The organism is Methylobacterium sp. Leaf108 (genome assembly GCF_001423265.1).
GTDB lineage: Bacteria > Pseudomonadota > Alphaproteobacteria > Rhizobiales > Beijerinckiaceae > Methylobacterium.
This window is the reverse complement of record NZ_LMND01000006.1, coordinates 1-19,486: the sequence shown is the minus strand read 5'-3', so window position 1 is coordinate 19,486 and position 19,486 is coordinate 1. Positions and strand designations below refer to the sequence as shown.

Annotated in this window: 18 protein-coding genes and 1 pseudogene; 7 read left to right on the top strand and 12 right to left on the bottom strand. The window is 70.3% G+C overall.

The window, feature by feature from the left end; translation table 11 throughout:
• Window position 1: 1 nt before the first annotated feature.
• The 5 genes from fliR to flgB form a co-directional block, all read right to left on the bottom strand.
• The gene (fliR, locus tag ASF39_RS06120; protein ID WP_055881503.1) at window positions 2-766 is read right to left on the bottom strand and encodes a flagellar biosynthetic protein FliR; all 765 of its coding nucleotides are present in this window, start codon (window positions 764-766) and stop codon (window positions 2-4) included.
• Between the two features lie 30 nt (window positions 767-796).
• Window positions 797-1,063, bottom strand: coding sequence for a flagellar biosynthesis protein FliQ (gene fliQ / locus ASF39_RS06115; protein WP_055881501.1), 267 nt, complete (start codon window positions 1,061-1,063; stop codon window positions 797-799).
• A gap of 91 nt (window positions 1,064-1,154) precedes the next feature.
• The gene (fliE, locus tag ASF39_RS06110; protein ID WP_055881499.1) at window positions 1,155-1,472 is read right to left on the bottom strand and encodes a flagellar hook-basal body complex protein FliE; all 318 of its coding nucleotides are present in this window, start codon (window positions 1,470-1,472) and stop codon (window positions 1,155-1,157) included.
• A 34-nt stretch (window positions 1,473-1,506) separates the two neighbouring features.
• Window positions 1,507-1,917, bottom strand: coding sequence for a flagellar basal body rod protein FlgC (flgC, locus tag ASF39_RS06105; RefSeq protein WP_055881496.1), 411 nt, complete (start codon window positions 1,915-1,917; stop codon window positions 1,507-1,509).
• Window positions 1,918-1,973: 56 nt separating this feature from the next.
• Window positions 1,974-2,396: a flagellar basal body rod protein FlgB gene (gene flgB / locus ASF39_RS06100; RefSeq protein ID WP_055881492.1), complete on the bottom strand. Its 423-nt coding sequence runs from the start codon at window positions 2,394-2,396 to the stop codon at window positions 1,974-1,976.
• Window positions 2,397-2,627: 231 nt separating this feature from the next.
• On the opposite strand from flgB, the gene ASF39_RS06095 reads away from it, so the two are divergent.
• The 3 genes from ASF39_RS06095 (at window position 2,628) to recA (ending at window position 6,156) form a co-directional block, all read left to right on the top strand.
• Complete coding sequence (locus tag ASF39_RS06095; protein ID WP_056281940.1) at window positions 2,628-4,073, top strand: hypothetical protein; 1,446 nt, start codon at window positions 2,628-2,630, stop codon at window positions 4,071-4,073.
• 139 nt (window positions 4,074-4,212) lie between these two features.
• Entirely contained in the window at window positions 4,213-4,932 is a 720-nt protein-coding gene (gene fliP, locus ASF39_RS06090) for a flagellar type III secretion system pore protein FliP (protein ID WP_156387562.1), read from the top strand.
• A 132-nt stretch (window positions 4,933-5,064) separates the two neighbouring features.
• Window positions 5,065-6,156, top strand: coding sequence for a recombinase RecA (gene recA / locus ASF39_RS06085; protein ID WP_055881484.1), 1,092 nt, complete (start codon window positions 5,065-5,067; stop codon window positions 6,154-6,156).
• A gap of 79 nt (window positions 6,157-6,235) precedes the next feature.
• On the opposite strand, the gene ASF39_RS06080 is transcribed toward recA, so the two are convergent.
• A complete protein-coding gene (locus tag ASF39_RS06080; RefSeq protein ID WP_056281932.1) occupies window positions 6,236-6,652 on the bottom strand; it encodes an MAPEG family protein in 417 nt (138 codons plus the stop codon).
• Between the two features lie 208 nt (window positions 6,653-6,860).
• Here ASF39_RS06080 and alaS point away from each other — a divergent pair, with 208 nt between their 5' ends.
• The gene (gene alaS / locus ASF39_RS06075) at window positions 6,861-9,545 is read left to right on the top strand and encodes an alanine--tRNA ligase (protein ID WP_056281929.1); all 2,685 of its coding nucleotides are present in this window, start codon (window positions 6,861-6,863) and stop codon (window positions 9,543-9,545) included.
• 38 nt (window positions 9,546-9,583) lie between these two features.
• Here the strand turns inward: alaS and ASF39_RS06070 are convergent, their stop codons facing one another.
• Window positions 9,584-10,003: a DUF2147 domain-containing protein gene (locus ASF39_RS06070; protein WP_244472296.1), complete on the bottom strand. Its 420-nt coding sequence runs from the start codon at window positions 10,001-10,003 to the stop codon at window positions 9,584-9,586.
• A gap of 160 nt (window positions 10,004-10,163) precedes the next feature.
• Between ASF39_RS06070 and rfbC the strand changes: the two genes are divergently transcribed.
• Window positions 10,164-10,715 carry a dTDP-4-dehydrorhamnose 3,5-epimerase gene (gene rfbC / locus ASF39_RS06065; protein ID WP_055881470.1) on the top strand — a complete coding sequence of 184 codons (552 nt, stop codon included), beginning with the start codon at window positions 10,164-10,166 and terminating at the stop codon, window positions 10,713-10,715.
• Window positions 10,716-10,720: 5 nt separating this feature from the next.
• Here rfbC and ASF39_RS06060 read toward each other — a convergent pair whose 3' ends face one another.
• The 5 genes from ASF39_RS06060 to ASF39_RS06040 all read right to left on the bottom strand — a co-directional run bounded on the left by ASF39_RS06060 (window position 10,721) and on the right by ASF39_RS06040 (window position 17,757).
• Window positions 10,721-13,432, bottom strand: a complete 2,712-nt coding sequence (locus tag ASF39_RS06060; protein ID WP_056281927.1) for an ATP-binding protein — start codon at window positions 13,430-13,432, stop codon at window positions 10,721-10,723.
• Between the two features lie 99 nt (window positions 13,433-13,531).
• A complete protein-coding gene (locus tag ASF39_RS06055; protein WP_056281924.1) occupies window positions 13,532-14,908 on the bottom strand; it encodes a pilus assembly protein TadG-related protein in 1,377 nt (458 codons plus the stop codon).
• A gap of 331 nt (window positions 14,909-15,239) precedes the next feature.
• Window positions 15,240-16,328 carry an HD domain-containing phosphohydrolase gene (locus tag ASF39_RS06050; protein WP_056281922.1) on the bottom strand — a complete coding sequence of 363 codons (1,089 nt, stop codon included), beginning with the start codon at window positions 16,326-16,328 and terminating at the stop codon, window positions 15,240-15,242.
• A 161-nt stretch (window positions 16,329-16,489) separates the two neighbouring features.
• A complete protein-coding gene (locus ASF39_RS06045) occupies window positions 16,490-17,164 on the bottom strand; it encodes a TadE/TadG family type IV pilus assembly protein (protein WP_055881455.1) in 675 nt (224 codons plus the stop codon).
• Window positions 17,158-17,757 (bottom strand): TadE/TadG family type IV pilus assembly protein, encoded by a 600-nt coding sequence (locus tag ASF39_RS06040; RefSeq protein WP_056281919.1) that lies wholly within the window; start codon window positions 17,755-17,757, stop codon window positions 17,158-17,160. The genes ASF39_RS06045 and ASF39_RS06040 overlap by 7 nt, the downstream gene beginning before the upstream one ends.
• Window positions 17,758-18,009: 252 nt before the next feature.
• Here ASF39_RS06040 and ASF39_RS22255 point away from each other — a divergent pair.
• Together ASF39_RS22255 and ASF39_RS06035 are read left to right on the top strand one after the other, a co-directional pair.
• Window positions 18,010-18,141 (top strand): annotated as a pseudogene (locus ASF39_RS22255) (IS5/IS1182 family transposase); the annotation flags it as partial.
• 341 nt (window positions 18,142-18,482) lie between these two features.
• A complete protein-coding gene (locus tag ASF39_RS06035) occupies window positions 18,483-19,367 on the top strand; it encodes a hypothetical protein (protein ID WP_156648416.1) in 885 nt (294 codons plus the stop codon).
• Window positions 19,368-19,486 lie beyond the last annotated feature (119 nt).

Genomic DNA, 19,486 nt, shown 5'->3' with positions numbered 1-19,486 from the left:
GTCAGCGCCCGGTGAGGTCGCCGAGGTAGCGGCCGATGTCGTCGAGGAAGACGCCCATCATCACGCCGAGGCTGCCGAACAGCACCAGCATCCCGATCAGCACCGAGGCCGGCACCGCCACGAAGAACACCTGCATCTGCGGCATCAGCCGCGACAGGATGCCGAGGCCGAAGTTGAACAGGATGCCGAAGGCGATGAACGGCGCCGCGATCTGCACCGCGAGGCTGAAGCCGCGGGCCACCGCCTTCAGGGCGAGCTGGGCGGCCTCGCCCATTCCCGGCACGCCCACGGGGGGCAGCAGCGTGTAGCTGCGCGCCACCGCGTCGAGGGCGACGTGATGCAGGTCGGTCGCCAGGATCAGGGTGATGCCGAGCAGCTGCAGGAAGTTGCCGAGCGCGGCCTGCTGCCCGCCCTGCGTCGGGTCCACCGTCATCGCGTAGGACAACCCGAGCTGCTGCGACACGATCAGGCCCGCCGTCTGCAGGGCGGCCAGCACCATCCGCACCGTCAGCCCGAGCATCAGCCCGATCAGCAGCTCGCCGATGAGCAGGGTAATCAGCCCGGTACCGGCCAGCGCCCCGCCCTCCGTGGGCAGGAGCGGGCGCGCCATGGGAAACAAGATCAGGCTGACGAGGAGCGCGAAGGCCAGCCGCAGGCGCGGCGAGACCATGTTCTCGCCCAGGCCCGGCATCAGCATCATCAGCGTACCCACCCGTGCGAACACGAGCAGATAGGCCGCCGCGATGCCGGGCAGGAGGAGATTCATGCCCTTCCCATAGCACGCCCGACGCCGCGCTCACTGGCCCGAGACGATGCGGGCGGCGATGCGGGTCATGTAGCCGGCGAGCGCATCGCCCATGAACGGCAGCATCAGGAGGAGGGCGGCGAAGACCGCGACGATCTTGGGCACGTAGATGAGGGTCTGTTCCTGGATCTGGGTGAGGGCCTGCAGCAGCGAGACCACGAGGCCGACCACGAGGGCGACGATCATCAGCGGCCCCGCCACCTTGAGGAAGACGAAGATCCCGTCGCGCGCGACGTCGAGGATGGCGAGGCCGGTCATGGTGGGGGCAACTCGGTTGTCATGTGCGAAAAGAGGAGCGGTGAGCGCGCACTCCCCTCCCCACGAGGGGGAGGAGGGTCCCGCGCCAGATCTAGATCTGCATCCGCATGATCTCCTCGTAGGCCGAGATCACCCGGTCGCGCACGGCGACCAGGGTCTGGATCGCGGTCTCGCTCTCGGCCACCGCCGTGACGACGTCGACGACGTTGGCCTTACCGCCGGCCACCGAGAGGGCCTGGGCGTCGGCCTTGGCGCCGGCGTCGCCGACCTTGTCCAGGGCCGAGGCGAGCAGCGAGGAGAACCCGCCCTCGGCGCCCGTGGCCGGGGCGATCTTGGGCGCGCCGCCCTTGGGCCCGCCGATGTTCTGGATGGCGGCATAGGCGCCGGCCGCAAAGGCGTTGGTGGCCATGGGGAGGGACTTTCGGAAAGCGAAGCCGGCCGGATCAGGCCTTGAGGATCTCGAGGGTCTTGGAAATCATCCGCCGGGTGGCGGTGATCATGTTGAGGTTGGCCTCGTAGGAGCGCTGGGCCTCGCGCATGTCCATGTTCTCGATCAGGCTGTTGACGTTGGGCATCCTGATCTCGCCGCGCTCGTTGGCGGCCGGGTTGCCCGGGTCGTACTTCGTCTTGAACGGGGCGATGTCGCGCTGCACCCGCCCCGCCTCGATGACGCTGGCGCCGGTCTCGCGGTCGACGTGCTGGCGGAAGGTCGGGATCTTGCGGCGGTAGGGCTCCGCGCCCGGTGCGGGGGCGCCGGAATCGGCGTTGGCGATGTTCTCGGAGATCACCCGCATCCGGCTCGACTGGGCCTTGAGGCCGGCCGCCGCCACGGTCAGGGATTTGAGGAAGTCCACGGCGATGTCTCCGTCGCGTCGGGCGAAAAGGGTCGCGATCAGCGCTTGCCGCGGGATCAGCGCTTGCCGATGGCGATCTTCAGGGTCTCCATGCTCTTCTGGTAGAGCGTGGCGGCGAGCTGGTAGTCGGCTTGGTTATCGCCGGCCTTCATCATTTCTTCCTCCAGGTTGACGCCGTTGCCGCTGGGGCGAATCTCGAAGCCCTTGAAGCGGCGCGGGTCGGCACCGGGCCCCTCGGGACCGCCGATGGCGATATGGGCGGGGCTGGTCTGGGCGAGCCCGGCACTGCCCGTGAGCGCCCCGACCGGCTGGGCGAGGCCGGCACCGGGCCGGCCGAGATCGGGAGCGGCGAGGTCGCGCGGCCGGAAGCCCGGCATGTCGGCGTTGGCGACGTTCTCGGCGAGCAGCTTCTGGCGGGTCTGGTGCCACTGCATCCGCGTGCGCAGCATGCCGAAGATGGGCAGGTCGGTGACGGACACGGCGCTGACAGGCCCCCCGCGCACCCGCTCCGGGTTCGACGCGCTGGGCAAAATCTGCCGCCTCCATGGTTAACGGGCGGTTAAGTCTCCGTCAGTCAGGGCAGATCGAGGCGGACGGAAGTTCGCTGTTAACGAAGTCTTAACGATGTTGCCCGGCGCGCCGGTCACCGTGATACTACGGTCTCGGTACTGCGTCGGGCTCGCGTGGCCCCCCAGCGAAAGTTATCCGCGTTGTCAGCGTTCTTCGGTTCGGAGGGGTCGTCCCCCTTCCAGTTCGCCATCATCTTCGTCGTGATCTTCGCGGTCCTGGCCGGGCTGGCTCTGACGATCCGCCGTTTCACGGGCCGCAACCAGGCGCAGCTCGCCAAATCGGGGTCGCGTCCGCGCCAGCCACGACTTGGCATCGTCGACGTCTACGAACTCGACCGGCAGCGCCAGCTCATCCTGCTGCGGCGCGACGGCGTCGAGCACCTGCTCCTCGTGGGCGGGCCCAACGACGTGGTGGTGGAACGCAACATCAGCCGCAGCGCCGGCGTGCGCCTGCCGGCCGAGGAGGACGCCCGCACCGAGGAGCCGCCGCCGCCGGCGCCCGTCTTCCCCCCGCGCGACCCCGCCCCCCTGCCGGAGGCGGCGCCGGTGCTGCCGGCGGCGCCGCCTCCGCAGGAGGCCGCCCCCGACCTCGTCGCGGACCGGAGGAGCCCGAGCGAGCCGCCCTTCGCGATGCCGCTCGTGGTGCCGCCGCCGGCCGCCTTCCCGGCGCCGCCCCCGCCCATCCCCGCACCGGTCCGCCCGATGCGATCCGAGGAGCCGGCCCGCCGGGTGCAGCCGGACGTGCAGCCGGCGCGGGTGATGCGGCGAACCCCGCCGCCGCTGGTGAACCCGAAGCCGGACGTCGCCTCCGAGCGCACCCGCCCGCCCGAGGCAGCGATGCCCGCCGCGGCGCCGGCCGAGAAGGCGGCGGCGCAGGAGCCGGATTTCGAGGCCGCCTTCGCCGCGGCCCTGTCCGCACCGGTCGCGGCGCCGCCGCCGCCGGCCGTCACCACGGTACCCGAGGCACCGGCTGCGCCGGTGGTCACCGTCCCGGCGACCGAGCCGACGCCCCCGGCCGAAACGGCGGACACCAGGATCCTCGCCGACATGGCCCGGCAGCTGGAGGATGCGTTGCGCCGCCCGTCGTCGGCCGTCACGCCAGCGCCCGCCGCGAGCGTTCAGCCTCCCGCCCCGCAGCCGGACCCGTCGCCGGCACCGGAGCCGGCCCCCGAACCCGACGTGGCGGCCGTGCCCGTCCCGGACGTGGCACCGCCCACCCCGGCGCCGGAAGCGGAACCGGCCGACATCGTCGCCCCCGAGCCGCCCGCACCGCCGGAACCCGATCCGGTGGCGGCTGCCATGGCGAGCGCTGCCGAAACGTCCGCCGAGACGACGCCCGTCGTGACGCCTCTCGTCGAGACGGCGCCTGCCGACGGCGACGGCCTGTTCGAGGAACCCGCGTCTGCTCCCGAGTCCACTCCGGTGCTGGAGCCCACGCCGGAGCCGGAGCCGGCTCCCGCGCCGCCACCGCCGCCTCCGCCCGCGCCGGCCAAGCCCGCGTCGGCGGGTGCCAACCCCTTCTCGGTGGAGGAGATCGAGGCGGAGTTCGCGCGCCTCCTGGGGCGCCCGCTCGATCGCAAGGGCTGACATGCGGCAAGTGCCGCGCGGAGGATGTCGCGGCCTCGCGTCGCTTGCGTCGTGGCCTCGTCCGACGCAGGTTGCCGGCGTCATGATCCCGCAACGCGCCGATCCGGCGACGACATCCCGCCCCCGGCGGGCCTGGACGATGCGCCTGTCCCTGGCGGCCGCGCTCCTGGGTGCCGGCACCTTCGGGGCCGCCGGGCAGAGCGTGTCGGTGGATCTGGGCACCGGCGGCGTCACCGAGCGGGCGCTCCAGCTCGTCGCCCTCATCACCGTCCTGGCGCTGGCGCCCTCGGTGCTGGTGATGGCGACCTCGTTCACGCGGATCGTGGTGGTGCTCTCGATCCTGCGCTCGGCGCTCGGCACACAGACGGCGCCGCCCAACACGGTGATCGTCAGCCTCGCCCTGTTCCTCACCGCCTTCGTCATGGCGCCGGTGGGCCGCGAGGCCTACCGCAACGGCATCGAGCCGCTGCTCGCCAACCAGATCACGCAGGCCCAGGCCTTCGAGCGGGCCTCGGCGCCGTTCAAGACCTTCATGCTGAAGAACGTCCGCGAGAAGGACCTCAAGCTGTTCCTGGATCTCGGCAAGATCCCGACCCCGGCCGGGCCGGAGCAGGTCGGGCTGGAGGTGCTCACCCCCGCCTTCATGATCTCGGAACTGCGCCGCGCCTTCGAGATCGGCTTCCTCCTGTTCATCCCCTTCCTCGTCATCGACCTCGTGGTGGCCTCGATCCTGATGGCGGTGGGCATGATGATGGTGCCGCCCGCCACCGTGGCGCTGCCGTTCAAGCTGATCTTCTTCGTGCTCGTCGACGGCTGGACCCTGGTGGCCGGATCGCTGGTGCAGAGCTACGGCACCTGAGCGCGGGTGCACGGCCGGAACGGCAGGGAACAGGCGCAGCAGCCCTTGTGCGGTGAGAACAAAACAGGTACAAAATCGGCAGCAGCGGCGCCTTGAGCCCCGCGCCCGCCCCCTGCATAAGGATGCCGACGAATGGCCCAGCCCGCGCTGAAGATGGTGGAACCCACGATGGTGGACAAAGACAAGGCCAAGGCGATCGATGCCGCCTTGTCCCAGATCGAGCGGGCCTTCGGCAAAGGCTCGATCATGCGGCTGGGCAAGAACGACAAGATCGCCGAGGTGGAGGTGGTCTCGACGGGCTCCCTCGGCCTGGACATCGCCCTCGGGGTCGGCGGCCTGCCGCGCGGCCGCGTCATCGAGATCTACGGGCCGGAATCCTCGGGCAAGACCACGCTGGCGCTCCACACCATCGCCGAGGCCCAGAAGAAGGGCGGCGTCTGCGCCTTCGTCGACGCCGAGCACGCCCTCGACCCGATCTACGCCCGTAAGCTCGGCGTGCAGCTCGACGACCTCCTGATCTCGCAGCCCGATACCGGCGAGCAGGCCCTGGAGATCACCGACACCCTGGTGCGCTCGGGCGCCATCGACGTGCTGGTGGTGGATTCGGTGGCGGCCCTGACGCCGCGGGCCGAGATCGAGGGCGAGATGGGCGACAGCCAGCCCGGCCTCCAGGCCCGGCTGATGAGCCAGGCCCTGCGCAAGCTCACCGGCTCGATCTCGCGCTCCAAGTGCATGGTCATCTTCATCAACCAGATCCGGATGAAGATCGGCGTCATGTACGGCTCGCCGGAGACCACGACAGGCGGCAACGCCCTCAAGTTCTACGCCTCGGTGCGCCTCGACATCCGCCGCATCTCGACCCTCAAGGATCGCGACGAGGCCATCGGCAACCAGGTCCGCGTCAAGGTCGTCAAGAACAAGGTCGCGCCGCCCTTCAAGCAGGTCGAGTTCGACATCATGTTCGGCGAGGGCGTCTCGAAGGTCGGCGAGCTGATCGATCTCGGCGTCAAGGCCGGCATCGTCGAGAAGTCGGGTGCCTGGTTTTCCTACAACAGCCAGCGCCTCGGCCAGGGCCGCGAGAACTCGAAGGGGTTCCTGCGCGACAACCCGGACATCGCCGCCAAGATCGAGGCGTCGATCCGCCAGAACTCCGGCATTCTCGCCGACAAGATCCTCGACACCGCCAAGCCCACCGACGACGACCTTGACGAGGGCGAGGCCTGATCGCAGCGGCTCGTTCGCCGCAGCAGACGAGGCCCGCCGCGATCCCTCGCGGCGGGCCTCGTCGTGAGGGGAGCCGCCGTCAGCCGCTGTAGGGCAGGATCTTGATGAACAGGCCCCACAGCACCATCAGGATGCCGGCGATCGAGACCAGCCAGACGAGGCTGCGGACCTTCGGGATGCCGACGCCGTAGATCGGCAGGTAGGCGAGGCGCGCCCAGAAGTAGAGGTGCGCGCCGATCACCACCGCGGTGTTGTGGCGTCCCGTGGCGACGCAGGCCAGGACCAGGGCGGCGAAGATCGGGAAGGTCTCGAAGAAGTTCTTGGACGCTTTCTCCAGTCGCGCCGCCGCCCCGGTCACCTGCGGCGTCGCGCCCTCGCGGTTGCCCGAGGCCCAGGCGAAGCCCCCGCGCTGCTGCACCCCGCTCATCGATGCGGCGATGACGTGGACGAGGCCGAGCAGGCAGGACCAGGCGAGGAGGCGGATTTCGACGGGCATGGGATCGGGTCCTTTTCGGCATCGCGCCGGATCTGTCCCGCCTACGTAACCCGCCCGGATCGCGATGCGAAACCGCCTCCGGCGCACGGACCGTCACCAAGGCGTGACTCGGCCGCGCTTGATCCCTATGAGGGCGAGAGTGCCACCCGCGCCGGGCCCCGCCGATCCGGCGGCCTACGGTCGGCCCCCGATGCAAGAGTCAATTGCGATGAGCGGCGTCAACGAGATCCGGTCGACCTTCCTCGATTACTTCGCCAAGGCCGGCCACGAGCCGGTGGCGTCCTCGTCGCTGGTGCCGCGCAACGACCCGACGCTGATGTTCACCAATGCCGGCATGGTGCAGTTCAAGAACGTCTTCACCGGCGTCGAGAAGCGGCCCTACAGCCGCGCCACCACCGCGCAGAAGTGTGTCCGGGCCGGCGGCAAGCACAACGACCTCGATAACGTCGGCTATACCGCGCGGCACCACACCTTCTTCGAGATGCTCGGCAACTTCTCCTTCGGCGATTATTTCAAGCCGGATGCGATCGAGTTCGCCTGGACCCTGATCACCAAGGAATTCGGCCTGACCAAGGACCGGCTCCTGGTCACCGTCTACGCCGACGACGACGAGGCGGCCGACCTGTGGAGGAAGATCGCAGGCTTCTCCGATGAAAAAATCATCCGGATCGGCACCTCCGACAACTTCTGGCAGATGGGCGACACCGGCCCGTGCGGGCCTTGCTCGGAGATCTTCATCGACCAGGGCCCGGGCCTCCAGGGCGGCCCGCCCGGCAGCCCGGACGAGGACGGCGACCGCTTCCTCGAGTTCTGGAACCTCGTGTTCATGCAGTACGAGCAGGTCGAGCCGGGCAAGCGCCTCGCTTTGCCGCGCCCTTGCGTCGATACGGGCATGGGCCTGGAGCGCATGGCCGCGATCCTCCAGGGCGTCACCAGCAACTACGACACCGATCTGTTCCGGGCCCTGATCGACGCGGTCAGCCATGCGGTCGGGCGGCCGCCGGAGCCCGGCACACGGGCCTCCTACCGGGTCGTCGCCGACCATCTGCGCGCCTCCGCCTTCCTCGTCGCCGACGGGGTGCTGCCGGGCAACGAGGGCCGCGGCTACGTCCTGCGCCGGATCATGCGCCGGGCGATGCGCCACCTCGAACTGCTGGGGTCGCGCGAGCCGGTGATGTTCCGCCTCGTGCCGACCCTGGTGCGCGAGATGGGCCAGGCCTACCCCGAACTCGCCCGCGCGGAGGACCTCGTCGCCGAGACCCTGCGCCTGGAGGAGACCCGGTTCCGCCGCACCCTGGAGCGCGGACTCTCCATCCTCGATACCGAGACCCGCGAGCTCTCGGCCGGCCAGAACCTGTCGGGCGAGACCGCCTTCACCCTCTACGACACCTACGGCTTTCCCCTCGACCTGACCCAGGACGCCCTCAAGGCCCGCGGCATCGGCGTCGACACCGACGCCTTCGGCGCCGCCATGGAGCGCCAGCGCAAGGCGGCCCGCGCCGCCTGGACCGGCTCGGGCGAGGCCGCCACCGAGACGGTCTGGTTCGGCGTGAAGGAGCGCGTCGGCGCCAGCGAGTTCCTCGGCTACGAGACCGAGACCGCCGAGGGCATCGTCACGGCGCTCCTGCGCGAGGGCGCGGAGGTCGAGGCGCTGGCGGCGGGCGAGACCGGCCTCGCCCTCCTCAACCAGACCCCGTTCTACGCCGAATCCGGCGGCCAGGTCGGCGACACCGGGCGCCTGTCGGGCGCGGGCCTCGAGGCCCGCGTCACCGCCACCGAGAAGAAGCTCGGCGACCTCTTCGTGCACCACGTCACCGTGGACGAGGGCCGGCTCGCCCTCGGCCAGCCGGTTGAACTCGCCGTCGACCGCGCCCGGCGCGCGGCGATCCGCGCCAACCATTCGGCGACCCACCTGCTGCACGAGGCCCTTCGCCAGGTGCTCGGCGACCATGTTGCGCAGAAGGGCTCGCTGGTCTCGCCCGACCGCCTGCGCTTCGACTTCAGCCATCCCAAGCCGATGGACGAGGCCGAGCTGCGCGCCGTCGAGGAGATCGCCAACGCGGTCCTGCTGCAGAACACCCCCGTGGTCACCAAGCTGATGGCGCAGGAGGAGGCGGTGCAATCGGGCGCCCGCGCCCTGTTCGGCGAGAAGTACGGCGACGAGGTCCGCGTGGTCTCCATGGGCCGGCCGGTCGCCGACGATGGCGCCCCCAAGGAGGGCGGCCGCCTGCCGGCCTTCTCGATCGAACTGTGCGGCGGCACCCATGCGGCGCGCACCGGCGACATCGGCCTGATCTCGGTGGTGGGCGAGAGCGCGGTGGCCTCCGGGGTACGCCGGATCGAGGCGATGACCGCCCATGGCGCCCGCCGCCATCGCGGCCAGGAAAGCCGCACGCTAGGCCAGATCGCCGGGCTCCTCAAGGCGCCGGTGGCGGAGGTGCCCGATCGCCTCGCCGGGCTGATCGAGGAGCGCCGCCGCCTGGAACGCGACCTCACGGACGCGCGCAAGAAACTGGCGATGGGCGCAGGCTCGGGCGGCGCCACCAGCGAGATCCGCGAGGTCGGCGGCGTCAAGCTGCTGGCGCGGGTGGTGGAGGGCGTCGAGCTACGCGACCTCAAGAGCCTGGCCGACGAGGGCAAGACCCGGCTTGGCTCTGGCGTCGTCGCGCTGGTGGGCGTCTCGGCAGACGGCAAGGCCGGCCTCGTCGTCGGGGTCACCGCCGACCTCACCGGCACCCACGACGCCGTCGCCCTGGTGCGCGCCGGCGCCGAACACCTCGGCGGCAAGGGCGGCGGCGGGCGCCGCGACATGGCCCAGGCCGGCGGCCCCGACGGCGCCGGCGCCGAGGCGGCGCTGGCGGCGATCGTCGCGGCGCTGGAGGCGGCGGGCTGAAGCCGGCCGCCGCCCTTACGGCTCGATGTCGGAAAAGTTCAGTTCACCCGCTTCCAGGTCTGGCGCTTGCAGAACACGCTCATGACGCAGCCGGCCACTTCCAGTGTATCGGGGCCCTTGATCTTGAGACTGCCCGAGTAGGTCTTGCCGTCCTTGGGGTTGTAGAGGGTTCCGTCATAGCCGTCGGCGGTGGCCGAACGCACGTTCATGATCTGGACGCCGACGAGGCTGCGGTTCTTCAACGACGCGTCCGGATTGTTGGAATCGACGCCCGTGCCGGAGGTGCTGGCGATGGTGCCGCAGAAGCCGCCGCCGCAGCGGCCGATGCGGATCTTCGAGTCGCCGCCCTCGGTCAGCCACATCCCGGTGGCGTCCGCCGCCTTCTGCGCCACGGCGAGACCCGGCACGGACAGGCCCGCCAGCAGCGTGGCCGCGAGGACGACATGCGCGCGTCGTATGGATACCAAGGTCCCGCTCCTGTCGTCGGCGCCGCTCCGGCGCGTCGGGCGAGGGCATAGCGTGGGGCCGGCGGATCGGGCAAGCGGGCTTGACGCGGGGGGCCGATCGTCCCGAGAACCCCCGCGACCGCCGGGCGCCCCGGAGCAGGAGAGACGAACGATGCGCGTGATCGAAACCGACATCCCCGCGGTCAAGCGCGTGGTCCCCGTCCGCCACGGCGACGCGCGCGGCTGGTTCAGCGAGACCTTCCGGGCGGACGTCCTGGCGGACGCCGGCATCGCGAACGTGTTCGTGCAGGACAACCAGTCGTTCTCGGCGCCGCAGGGCACGATCCGCGGCCTGCACTTCCAGATCGCGCCGGCGGCGCAGGCCAAGCTGATCCGGGTCCTTTCCGGCAGCATCCTCGATGTCGCGGTGGACCTGCGCCGGGCCTCGCCCACCTTCGGGCGCCACGTGGCGGTGCGTCTCGACGCGGAGAACGGCGAGCAGCTGTTCGTGCCGGCGGGCTTCGCGCACGGGTTCTGCACCCTGGAGCCGGGGACGATGGTCGCCTACAAGGTCGACGCCTACTACAGCCGCGCCCACGACCGCGCCCTGGCGTGGAACGACCCCGAGGTCGGCATCGCCTGGCCCGTCGCGGAAGCGGAGGCACAACTCTCGGACAAGGACCGGGTCGCCCCGCGTCTGAGCGACCTGCCGGACCTGTTCTGAGCGCCTCAGGAGGCGAGGGGGAGCCCTTCCGCCACGGGTAGCGGCGCGGGGAAGCGGGCCTCCAGGCCCGTGACCGTCACCGTGAGGAGGCCCGCCACCGCGTCGATCGCCTCCGGTGAGGGACAGATTGCCCGGCCCCGCGCCTCCTCCTCGATGGACGCCAGCGCGCGCGCCAGGGCCCGGCCGCCGACGTTGAGGCTCATCGACTTGAGGCTGTGGGCCGCGCGGGCGGCGGCCTCGCCGTCCGCGGCGGCCGTGGCCTCGCGCAACTGGGCGATGGCGGCGGGGGCATGCTCGGTGAAGATCGCCACGACGCGCCGGGCGAAGGCGCCGTCCGACACCCGGCCCATCTCCTCGAGGTTGGCGATGGTGTCCTCGTCGAGGACGCCATCGGGCTCCTGAACCGCCGGCACGGGCTCGACGTCGCCGCCGTCGGCCACCGCGGCGCCGGGCGTGAGCAGGCGGGACAGGACCTCGGACAGGGCCTGGAGGGTGAAGGGCTTGGTCAGCGTGGCGTCCATTCCGGCCTCGCGCCAGACGTTGGCGGCCGAGCCGACCACGTGGGCGGTGGCCGCCACGATGGGCATGCGGGCCACACCGTGCTCGGACTCCCACCGGCGGATCGCCCGGCTCGCGTCATAGCCGTCGAGCACCGGCATGCTGCCGTCCATCAGGACGAGATCGTAGGGTCCGGCCTGGCAGGCGGCGACCGCTTCGCGTCCGTCGTTCACGGTCTCGATCAGGGTGATGCCGAACCGAGCCAGCGCCTCGATGGCGACCTCGCGGTTGACCGCGCTGTCGTCGGCCACCAGCACCCTGGCGTGGGGGAAGCGCGGCCAGGTGCCGTCGCTGCGCGTGGGCCGCCGCTCGGACCGGTCGAAGGCCGCATCGGTCGCCAGCACCGCGAGCACGACCGCGAGATCGTCCTGAACGAGGGGCCAGCGCAGCACCGCATCGGCGAGGCCCGCATTCGTGAGGGTCGTGGCCGAGACCTCGTCGAGACCCGCGACCGCCACGATCCGGCCCGGACCGGGTCTCGTACCGCTGGCGAGGAGCGCGCCGGCATCGACGAACCGATCGGCCTCCCCGGCGGCTTCGGCGGAAACCAGCGCGAAGCCGGCCTGCGCGAGGCGCTCGCACAGGACCTCGCGGGTGGCGCCGGGCGCCAGCGTCACCGCGACCGCACCGCGTGCACCGGGGGCGAGCGGGGGGGCGGCTTCCGTCCCGGCGGCGGCCGGGAGGGGGATCTGCGCCCAGAAAGTCGAGCCGGTGCCGACCTCGCTGTCGACGCCGATGGTGCCGCCCATCGCCGCCACCAGGCGCTGGGCGATGGAGAGGCCGAGGCCGGTGCCGCCGTAGCGGCGGGTGGTGGACTGGTCGGCCTGCGAGAAGGCGGAGAAGATCGAATCGCGGGCCTCGGCCGCGATCCCGATGCCGGTGTCGCGCACGCTCAGGCGCAGGCCGCCGGGGGAGGGGGCGATCCGCACCAGCACCGAGCCCCGCTCGGTGAACTTGAGGGCGTTGTTGACGAAGTTGCCGAGGATCTGCCCGAGGCGGACCGGATCGCCGGTGATGTGGGCGGGGAGGTCCGGGGAGACGTAGGCGGCGAGATCGAGCCCCTTCTCCCGCGCCTTTTCCGAGAACAGCGACACCACCGTGTCGGCCACCTCGGCCGGCGACACGGGGATCGCTTCGAGGTCGATGCGGCCGGCCTCGACCTTCGCGAAATCGAGGATGTCGTTGATGATCGACAGCAGGGTCTGGCCCGAGCGTGCGATCACCTCGGCATGGCGGCGCTGGCGCTGGGGCAGGTCGGCGCCGGCGAGCAGTTCGGCCAGCACCAGCATGCCGTTGAGCGGCGTGCGGATCTCGTGGCTCATGGTGGCGAGGAAGGCGGACTTCGCGCCGTTGGCGGCCTCGGCCGCGTCCTTGGCCTCCAGGAGGTCGGCGGTGCGGTCGGCGACGTCGCGCTCCAGGCTGTCGCGATGACGGGCGAGGCGCGCATCGCGCTCGCGCACCGTTCCGAGCAGGCTGTTGAAGGTGGCGGCCAGCACGCCGACCTCGTCGTCCCGCGCGATCCGGGCGACCCGGCTGTAGTCCTGGTCGGTGCGGACCCGCTCCATGGTGCCGGCCAGGGCCGCGATGGGCTGGGTGATCGAGCGCTGCATCGCCCAGGAGACCACCAGCCCCAGCGCCAGCGCCACCGCCGAGCCGTAGGCGGAGGCCTCGACGATGGCCAGCAGGCGCGCGAACAGGTCGGAGGTATCGGCCACGAGCACCAGCGTGCCGACGACGCTGCCCTGGTGCACGATCGGCACGCGGACCTGCGCGGTGCGGGTGGTGAGGAGGTCGAGGGCGGAGACGGTGTGGTCGAGGTCGAGGTCGCTGGCCAGGCGGATGGTCAGGCCCTGGTCGGCCAGGGTGCTGCCGTCGGGCCGTTCGATGGCGGTGTAGACGAGCTCCGGCCGGCGGGCGATGGCGCGCAGGGTCTCGTTGGCGCTCCGGGTGTCGTTCTCGAAGGTCGCCCGCGCGGTGGCCGAGGCGAACACCTCGCCGGTGACGGCCAGGGCGTCGCGCTTGGCGGCGGCGTAGCGGTCCACCTCCTGCCACAGGCTGGAGGCGGTGCCGACCACCAGCGCCAGGGCGACCGAAGCGAACACGGCCAGCGCCATCCGCCCGGCCAGGGAATGGGTGAGGCGGCGGAGGGACTTTCGCATCGACGGTGTCTCGGCCCCGGCCTGGGGTGGCCGAGCGTAGGGCCGGGACGGTTGTCGCCGTCTTAAAATCCTCGCCGGCGGCCTCCGGGCCGGGAGGGATCAGTGCGACAGCACGGTATCGGCCGAGCTCGGGCCGACGCCCTCGGGGACGGGGATATCGGTGGTGCCGTAGCGGGCGTTGAGGACGAGGTCGGGCCCGTCGTAGAGGTTGATCATCCGGGCGATGATCACCGTGTAGGCCGACTGGTCGGCGATGGGCTTCTTCGAGTCGATGATGAGGCGGCCGGCGGGCAGGTAGATGGTGCCCAGCAGGTTGCGGGCCTCGTTGCTGATGATCCGGTACTCGCGCAGGCCGACGACGGCCCCGATCACGGACGGCGCGGGCCCCTTGCCGCTGAGGGGCGGCGGCAGCGGCAGGAGGTTGATGAGGGCGCGGTCCTCGAAGAACAGCAGTCCCGCCATGATGCCGTCCTTGGGCGCGGTCAGGCTGATGACGCTGTCTTCGTCGAACAGCAGGCCGGCGCGCAGGCCTGTGAAGTAGAAGCCGGTGTTGGTGCCGGTGAACGACGACCCCTTGTCCACCACCAGGGGCCCGCCGGACATGATGTAGATGCCGGGCTTGAGCGTGACCTTGGCGCCCTTGGTGATGTGCAGGCCGCCGCAATAGGTGCCCGGCTCCAGGGTCGCCGTGGTGCTGACCACCTGGGTGCCGTAGAGCGGGCTGTCGATCCCGTCGAACAGCATCTTGGGGTTGTACCACAGCGGCAGGATCTTGCAGAGGCCGAGCGACGGGCCGGCACGGTCGGCGAGCGGGTCCTTGAGCACCGGGCAGTCGGTGGCCGGCGGCGGCATGAAGCTCGCCTTGTTGCCGGTGTAGCCGCCGGCCGAGCAGGTCGAGAGGGCGCGGGCGACCGCGTTGCTCTCGCCCTCGATGCCGGAGGCGTGGCGCGAGTTCGAGTAGAGCGAGCAGTCGCCCGCCGTGATCCGCGCCGAGGATTCGAGGTGGAAGGCGCCGCGCGCGGCGGGATCGAGGGCGAGCAGGCACAGGCGCGTCGTCCCCGACAGCTTGGCCGTCGATTGCACCTTGATCGTCATCTCCGACATCGCGAGCAGCTTGCCCATGGCCAGGGGCACGGTCTCGGTGAGCGTGACCTGCACGCTCGAATGGTTCCCGAGCACCTGCGCCGCAGCCTGGAGCGTGGCCCCGGCGGTGGCCTGCACCGCCGCCTGGGTCTGGGCGGTGGCGATCGCCACCTGCACGGAAGAGGCGTCGTCGGCATTGGCGAGCTTGAACTGGTTGACCCCGGCGATGCTGCCGCTGTCGGCGGCGCGCTGGAGTTCGCCGCGCCGCTTGACGATGGACCCGTATTCGAGGGCCGCCGCGCTCACGGCCAGCAGGATCGGCAGCGAAAGCGCGAAGATCAGCATCACGCCGCCGTCGCGATTACCGGCCGCGTCCCTCAACCAACGGATCATTCCACGCACTCCTTATGGAGACGAGGTAGCGCCGAAACGTTCTGCGATTCCGTGAAGACAAAGGTCGATTTTTCGAGGATTTCCCGAAAGACGAACAAATCGTTAGCGTAACCGGATATTTGCCATGGCTTGGCGATGTCACCGGAGCGATGTCGTCAGCGCGGCAACATCGCCTCCGGCACCGCGACCGGCGGAAAGCGGCGACCGAAACGACGGAGCGTTCGCGTCTGACCATTTCCGGTTGATCACGTCGTGATGCGGACATGGGCTTCGCTCAGGCGCCACCCGGGCTCGGTGATGCGGGTCCCGCTCGATTCAAGCGGGAACCGTCTCAGGCCGCATCCGGGGGACGGGCCAGCGCCATGCGCGCCCGGCTTTCCTCGGCCCGTTCGGCCGGATCGAGGGAGCCGTCGGTCGCATCGATCGTCGCCAGCAGGGCCGCCACGCAGCGCGGGTCGAAGTGCCGGCCGGCCTGCTCCGACAGGAAGGCGAGGGCCTCCTCGCGCGGCCAGGCCGCCTTGTAGGGCCGCGCCGAGGTGAGGGCGTCGAACACGTCGGCGACGGCGACGATCCGGCCGCTGAGGGGGATGGCCTCGCCGCGCAGGCCCCAGGGGTAGCCGGTGCCGTCCCAGCGCTCGTGGTGGGTGCCGGCGATCTCGGCGGCGATCTGGACCATGCGCGAGGAACTGCCCTCGAGGATGCGCCGGCCGCGGTCGGCGTGGAGCTCCATCTCCGCCCTCTCCACCGGCGTCAGCGGCCCCGGCTTGAGCAGGATCGCGTCGGGGACGCTGATCTTGCCGACGTCGTGCATGGTGGAGGCGAGGCTGAGCTGACGGGCCTGCGCCTCGTCGAAGCCGAGCCCCCGGGCGATGAGGGCGACGTAGCTCGCCACCCGCGCGACGTGGTTGCCGGTTTCGGTGTCGCGGTGCTCGGCGGCCTTCATGAGCATCGTCACGATCTCGCGCTCGCGCGCCTCGATGGTGGCGGTGGCGGCGCGGACCTCGCGGTCGAGCCAGGCGGCCCGGTCGACCTGTTCCAGTCGCGCCCGGTTCAGTTCGAGCAGGTTGGCGACGCGGGCGCGGACCTCGAAGGCCTCGAAGGGCTTGGCCAGGAAGTCGGTGGCCCCGGCCTCCAGCGCCTCGCGGCGCAGGGCGCGCTGGTCCATGCTCGTCACCATGACGATGGGCACGTGCGCGAACCCCGGCACCTGCCGCACGGCCTTGACGAAGCCGACGCCGTTCATCCCCGGCATGTCGTAGTCGGTGATCGCGATGCCGATCTCGGCCCCGTGCGCCTCGACGAAGGCCAGGGCCGCGAACGGGTCCGTGAAATCCTTCGGGACGCAATCGGGTATCGACCGGATGGCCTCGGCCATCAGGACGTTGTTCAGGACGGCGTCGTCGAGGATGAGCGCGATCATCGGCACAGGGGCTCCCTGACGTCGGGCGTCGGCCCCGGTGGGCGTCCCGGCCAGGGGACACCCGAGGCGGGCGGGTTCTCCGTCGTGCCACGGAAAGGTTGATGGCCGGTTGATGACCGGCCGCGAATACCCGCGCGGAGGGAAGCCGACGTCCCGTGCCCTCAGGAGGCCGGGCAGGGGCCGCCGCCGGGCAGGACCACTTCGGGGGCCTGGCTGTGGTAGCGCAGGCCCACGCGGACCGGCCAGTAGATCTGCCGCGAGAAGACGATGTTGCTCAGGACCTGCCCGAACAGGGCGGTGAAGGTCGAGCCGGCGATGGGCCGATAGGGCATGCGGGTCTCGACCAGGAGCATGCGCGCGCCGCCGACCCGCTGGTCCGCGGGCAGGGCGACCGCCGGCGTGTCTCCCACCGGCCGCGCCGTCGCATTGGCACCGGCGACGCTCGAACACACCCGCATGACCCCCGATGGGACGGTGCCGAGGACGCCCACCGCGCTGACGACGATGGTGATGCCGGAATCGTCCAGGGGCTGCACGACCACCTTCGAGGCCGCGAACATGCCGTCGATCTCCGCCCGGCTGGCCACGGCGACGCTCCCGGCGAAATCGCCCACGGTCTGGGTGAAGAGGTCGAGCTTGCGCAAGGTGCCCATCATGTTCGAGACCTCGATCGTCCCGATGTAGGTCATGAGCAGGACCGGCAGGATCAGCGCGAATTCGAGGATGGCGAGGCCGTCCTCGTCGCCTGCGAAACGCCGCCGCAGTCCCCGGCCGGGACCGGTGCGACGCCGGAGCCATCCCGCCAGGGCGGCGCGCAGGATCGCGCGGCTCAGCATCCGGTGAGCCCGGTGGACCGGCGCCCGAGGGTGACGACCATGGTCGACTGGATCAGCCGGCTGCCGTCCGAGAAGGTGGCGAGGCCCGCGATGGCGTTGTGGACGCTCTGCTGGGCGAGGGCGGCGCGCACCACCACGATCCGGCTGTCCTCGGTGCAGCCGTGGGCGGTGCCGAACCCGGTCCGCCAGGTCTTGGTGGCCGGATCGACGGGACTGGGTGCGGTGACGGCCGAGAAGTCCGCGTAATAGCTGAGATCGACCTTGAGGCGGTCGCAGTTGATGAGCCCGCTCGCGCGCTCGCAGATGCCGGTGCGAACCGTGTCCACCATCGAGGCGGCACTGGCGCCGGTGTCGGTATAGAACGTCCTGGCCGTCGCCTGGACGCCGTTGTCGAGCACCGCCCCGGTCCAATAGACGAGGCCGACTTCGAGGACGAGGAGCAGGAGCGTCAGCAGCGGGAAGACGACGAAGGCGAATTCGATAGCGGTGGCGCCGCCCGCGTCGCCGGCGAACCGCGACACGACCCGGCCGTGCTCGCCCCACGACGGCCCCTCGAGCGGCGTGGTCGCCGTGAGCGTTACGACCTCGCTCACCTCCGTCGATTCCTCCCGGCAACACCGCCTTGGCGATAGGCTACGACAGGGAATCTTCGCATTGTCTTACGAAGAGGCCGGACGTGGCCGAAACGACGCCGGCCGATGGCCGGAATCTCCACAGCGGCGCCCCGGCTTCGTCGTCGGAGACGTGTTGGGTGGGTGCGCAAGGGTTCGTACCGTGGGCCCCCCGGCGGGGCTCGGGAGGCATCGGGTTGGTTTGGCGGGCACGTTCGCGACTCTTCCCCGGTGATGGAGAAGCGGTCCGAAGGGATCGCTTCGCGCCTGCCGAAGGAGCCGCGGGGCAAGGAGCGCGTCGACGATCGGCGCGGGTTCGGCGGGATCGTCCGCGTCTCGACGTCGGGCGGGCGTTGGGCCGATGCCCGGCGTGAGACCGCACGCATGCCCGGCGGCGGGCAAACAGGGATGCAGCTTTTTGCTTGGAGCTTTTTGCTTGGACAGGGCGGACGCGGGATCCGCGACAGTCGGTGGCCGGTCGCGGATCCCGAGCCCAAATAGATAAAATTCTCCATCAAGGTCGATCGTGCATCCGTAAACCCAAAATAGGGGGACATATTATCTTCGATGATTTATTAGGCCCCTATTAAGTCTGACTAAGACGGAATTTGTATTATCTGATTGAGGCTATAGCGCCGTAGCGAATCTATGATAGACCTACAAATCGCAAATAATACAAATCATTCCAAGGATTTCATATGTCTTCAGTGGGCATCGCGGCTCCGCCGTCCGGAAATGCTGTCGTCAACGGTTTGCTGATGGGGCAAGCCTGGTCTGGGTCCGAGGTCACGATCGGTTTCAAGTTCGGCGACATCAACGCGAACGGGATCGACGATTTCGACGAGGGTGACTGGAAACCCTTCCACCGTGAGGTGGTGGCCAACGTCGAAACCTTCACCGCCCTCACGTTCCGCGAGACGGACGAGCCGGCCAACATCATGTTCAGGCTGGACCTGGGCGGCGGCGGCGAGTCCGGCACGCCATCCGCGGGCACGACCTCCGTCGAGACCGCCGTGGGGATCAACGTGGACGTGGCCGGGTCAGCGCAAGCCGTTCGGCTCGGAACATTTTCCCTGACCTGGTTTCATGAGTTCGGCCACGCCCTCGGCCTGAAGCATTCCCATGACCAGGACGGCGGCACCTTTGGGAAACTGCCCGGCATCCAGGAACCCGGCGACCAGGGCACGACCTTCCTGAACTCCCAACTGAATACGGTGATGAGCTATACGTGGTCGTTCCTGGCGGAGGACAACCCGTTCACCGCCGCCTTCGATCCCGGCACGTCGGTCAACGCGCAGCCCGGCTCCTTCAGCGCCATCGACATCGCCGCCCTCCAGCACCTCTATGGAGCGCGCGCGCGCAACGCCGGCAACGACACCTATCGCTTCAGCGACGATGTCGACGTCAACCGCGGCTACACGACGATCTGGGACACCGGCGGTTCCGACACGATCGAATACGCCGGCACCAGCCGGGCCAAGATCGACCTGCGCGCCGCCACCCTCGAGAACGAGATCGGCGGCGGCGGCTGGATCTCCACCTCCGAGCCGTTGCGGGGCGGCTACGCGATCGCGCATGGCGTCACGATCTGATCGGCCCCCACGCGGTGGTCCAAGGGTAAAGTTAGTGCGCGGTAGGCCGCTCCACCACGGGTAGCTTGGCCGGCGGAGCTGGTCGGGCGAGCGCAGCTGGCCAAGCGGAGAACGCTGGC

Coding starts and splice junctions, on each gene's coding strand:
- fliR (WP_055881503.1), bottom strand. CDS start 766: ATGAATCTCCTCCTGCCCGGCATCGCGGCGGCCTATCTGCTCGTGTTC.
- fliQ (WP_055881501.1), bottom strand. CDS start 1,063: ATGACCGGCCTCGCCATCCTCGACGTCGCGCGCGACGGGATCTTCGTC.
- fliE (WP_055881499.1), bottom strand. CDS start 1,472: ATGGCCACCAACGCCTTTGCGGCCGGCGCCTATGCCGCCATCCAGAAC.
- fliP (WP_156387562.1), top strand. CDS start 4,213: ATGCGCCTGTCCCTGGCGGCCGCGCTCCTGGGTGCCGGCACCTTCGGG.
- recA (WP_055881484.1), top strand. CDS start 5,065: ATGGCCCAGCCCGCGCTGAAGATGGTGGAACCCACGATGGTGGACAAA.
- ASF39_RS06080 (WP_056281932.1), bottom strand. CDS start 6,652: ATGCCCGTCGAAATCCGCCTCCTCGCCTGGTCCTGCCTGCTCGGCCTC.
- alaS (WP_056281929.1), top strand. CDS start 6,861: ATGAGCGGCGTCAACGAGATCCGGTCGACCTTCCTCGATTACTTCGCC.
- rfbC (WP_055881470.1), top strand. CDS start 10,164: ATGCGCGTGATCGAAACCGACATCCCCGCGGTCAAGCGCGTGGTCCCC.
- ASF39_RS06060 (WP_056281927.1), bottom strand. CDS start 13,432: ATGCGAAAGTCCCTCCGCCGCCTCACCCATTCCCTGGCCGGGCGGATG.
- ASF39_RS06055 (WP_056281924.1), bottom strand. CDS start 14,908: ATGATCCGTTGGTTGAGGGACGCGGCCGGTAATCGCGACGGCGGCGTG.
- ASF39_RS06050 (WP_056281922.1), bottom strand. CDS start 16,328: ATGATCGCGCTCATCCTCGACGACGCCGTCCTGAACAACGTCCTGATG.
- ASF39_RS06045 (WP_055881455.1), bottom strand. CDS start 17,164: ATGCTGAGCCGCGCGATCCTGCGCGCCGCCCTGGCGGGATGGCTCCGG.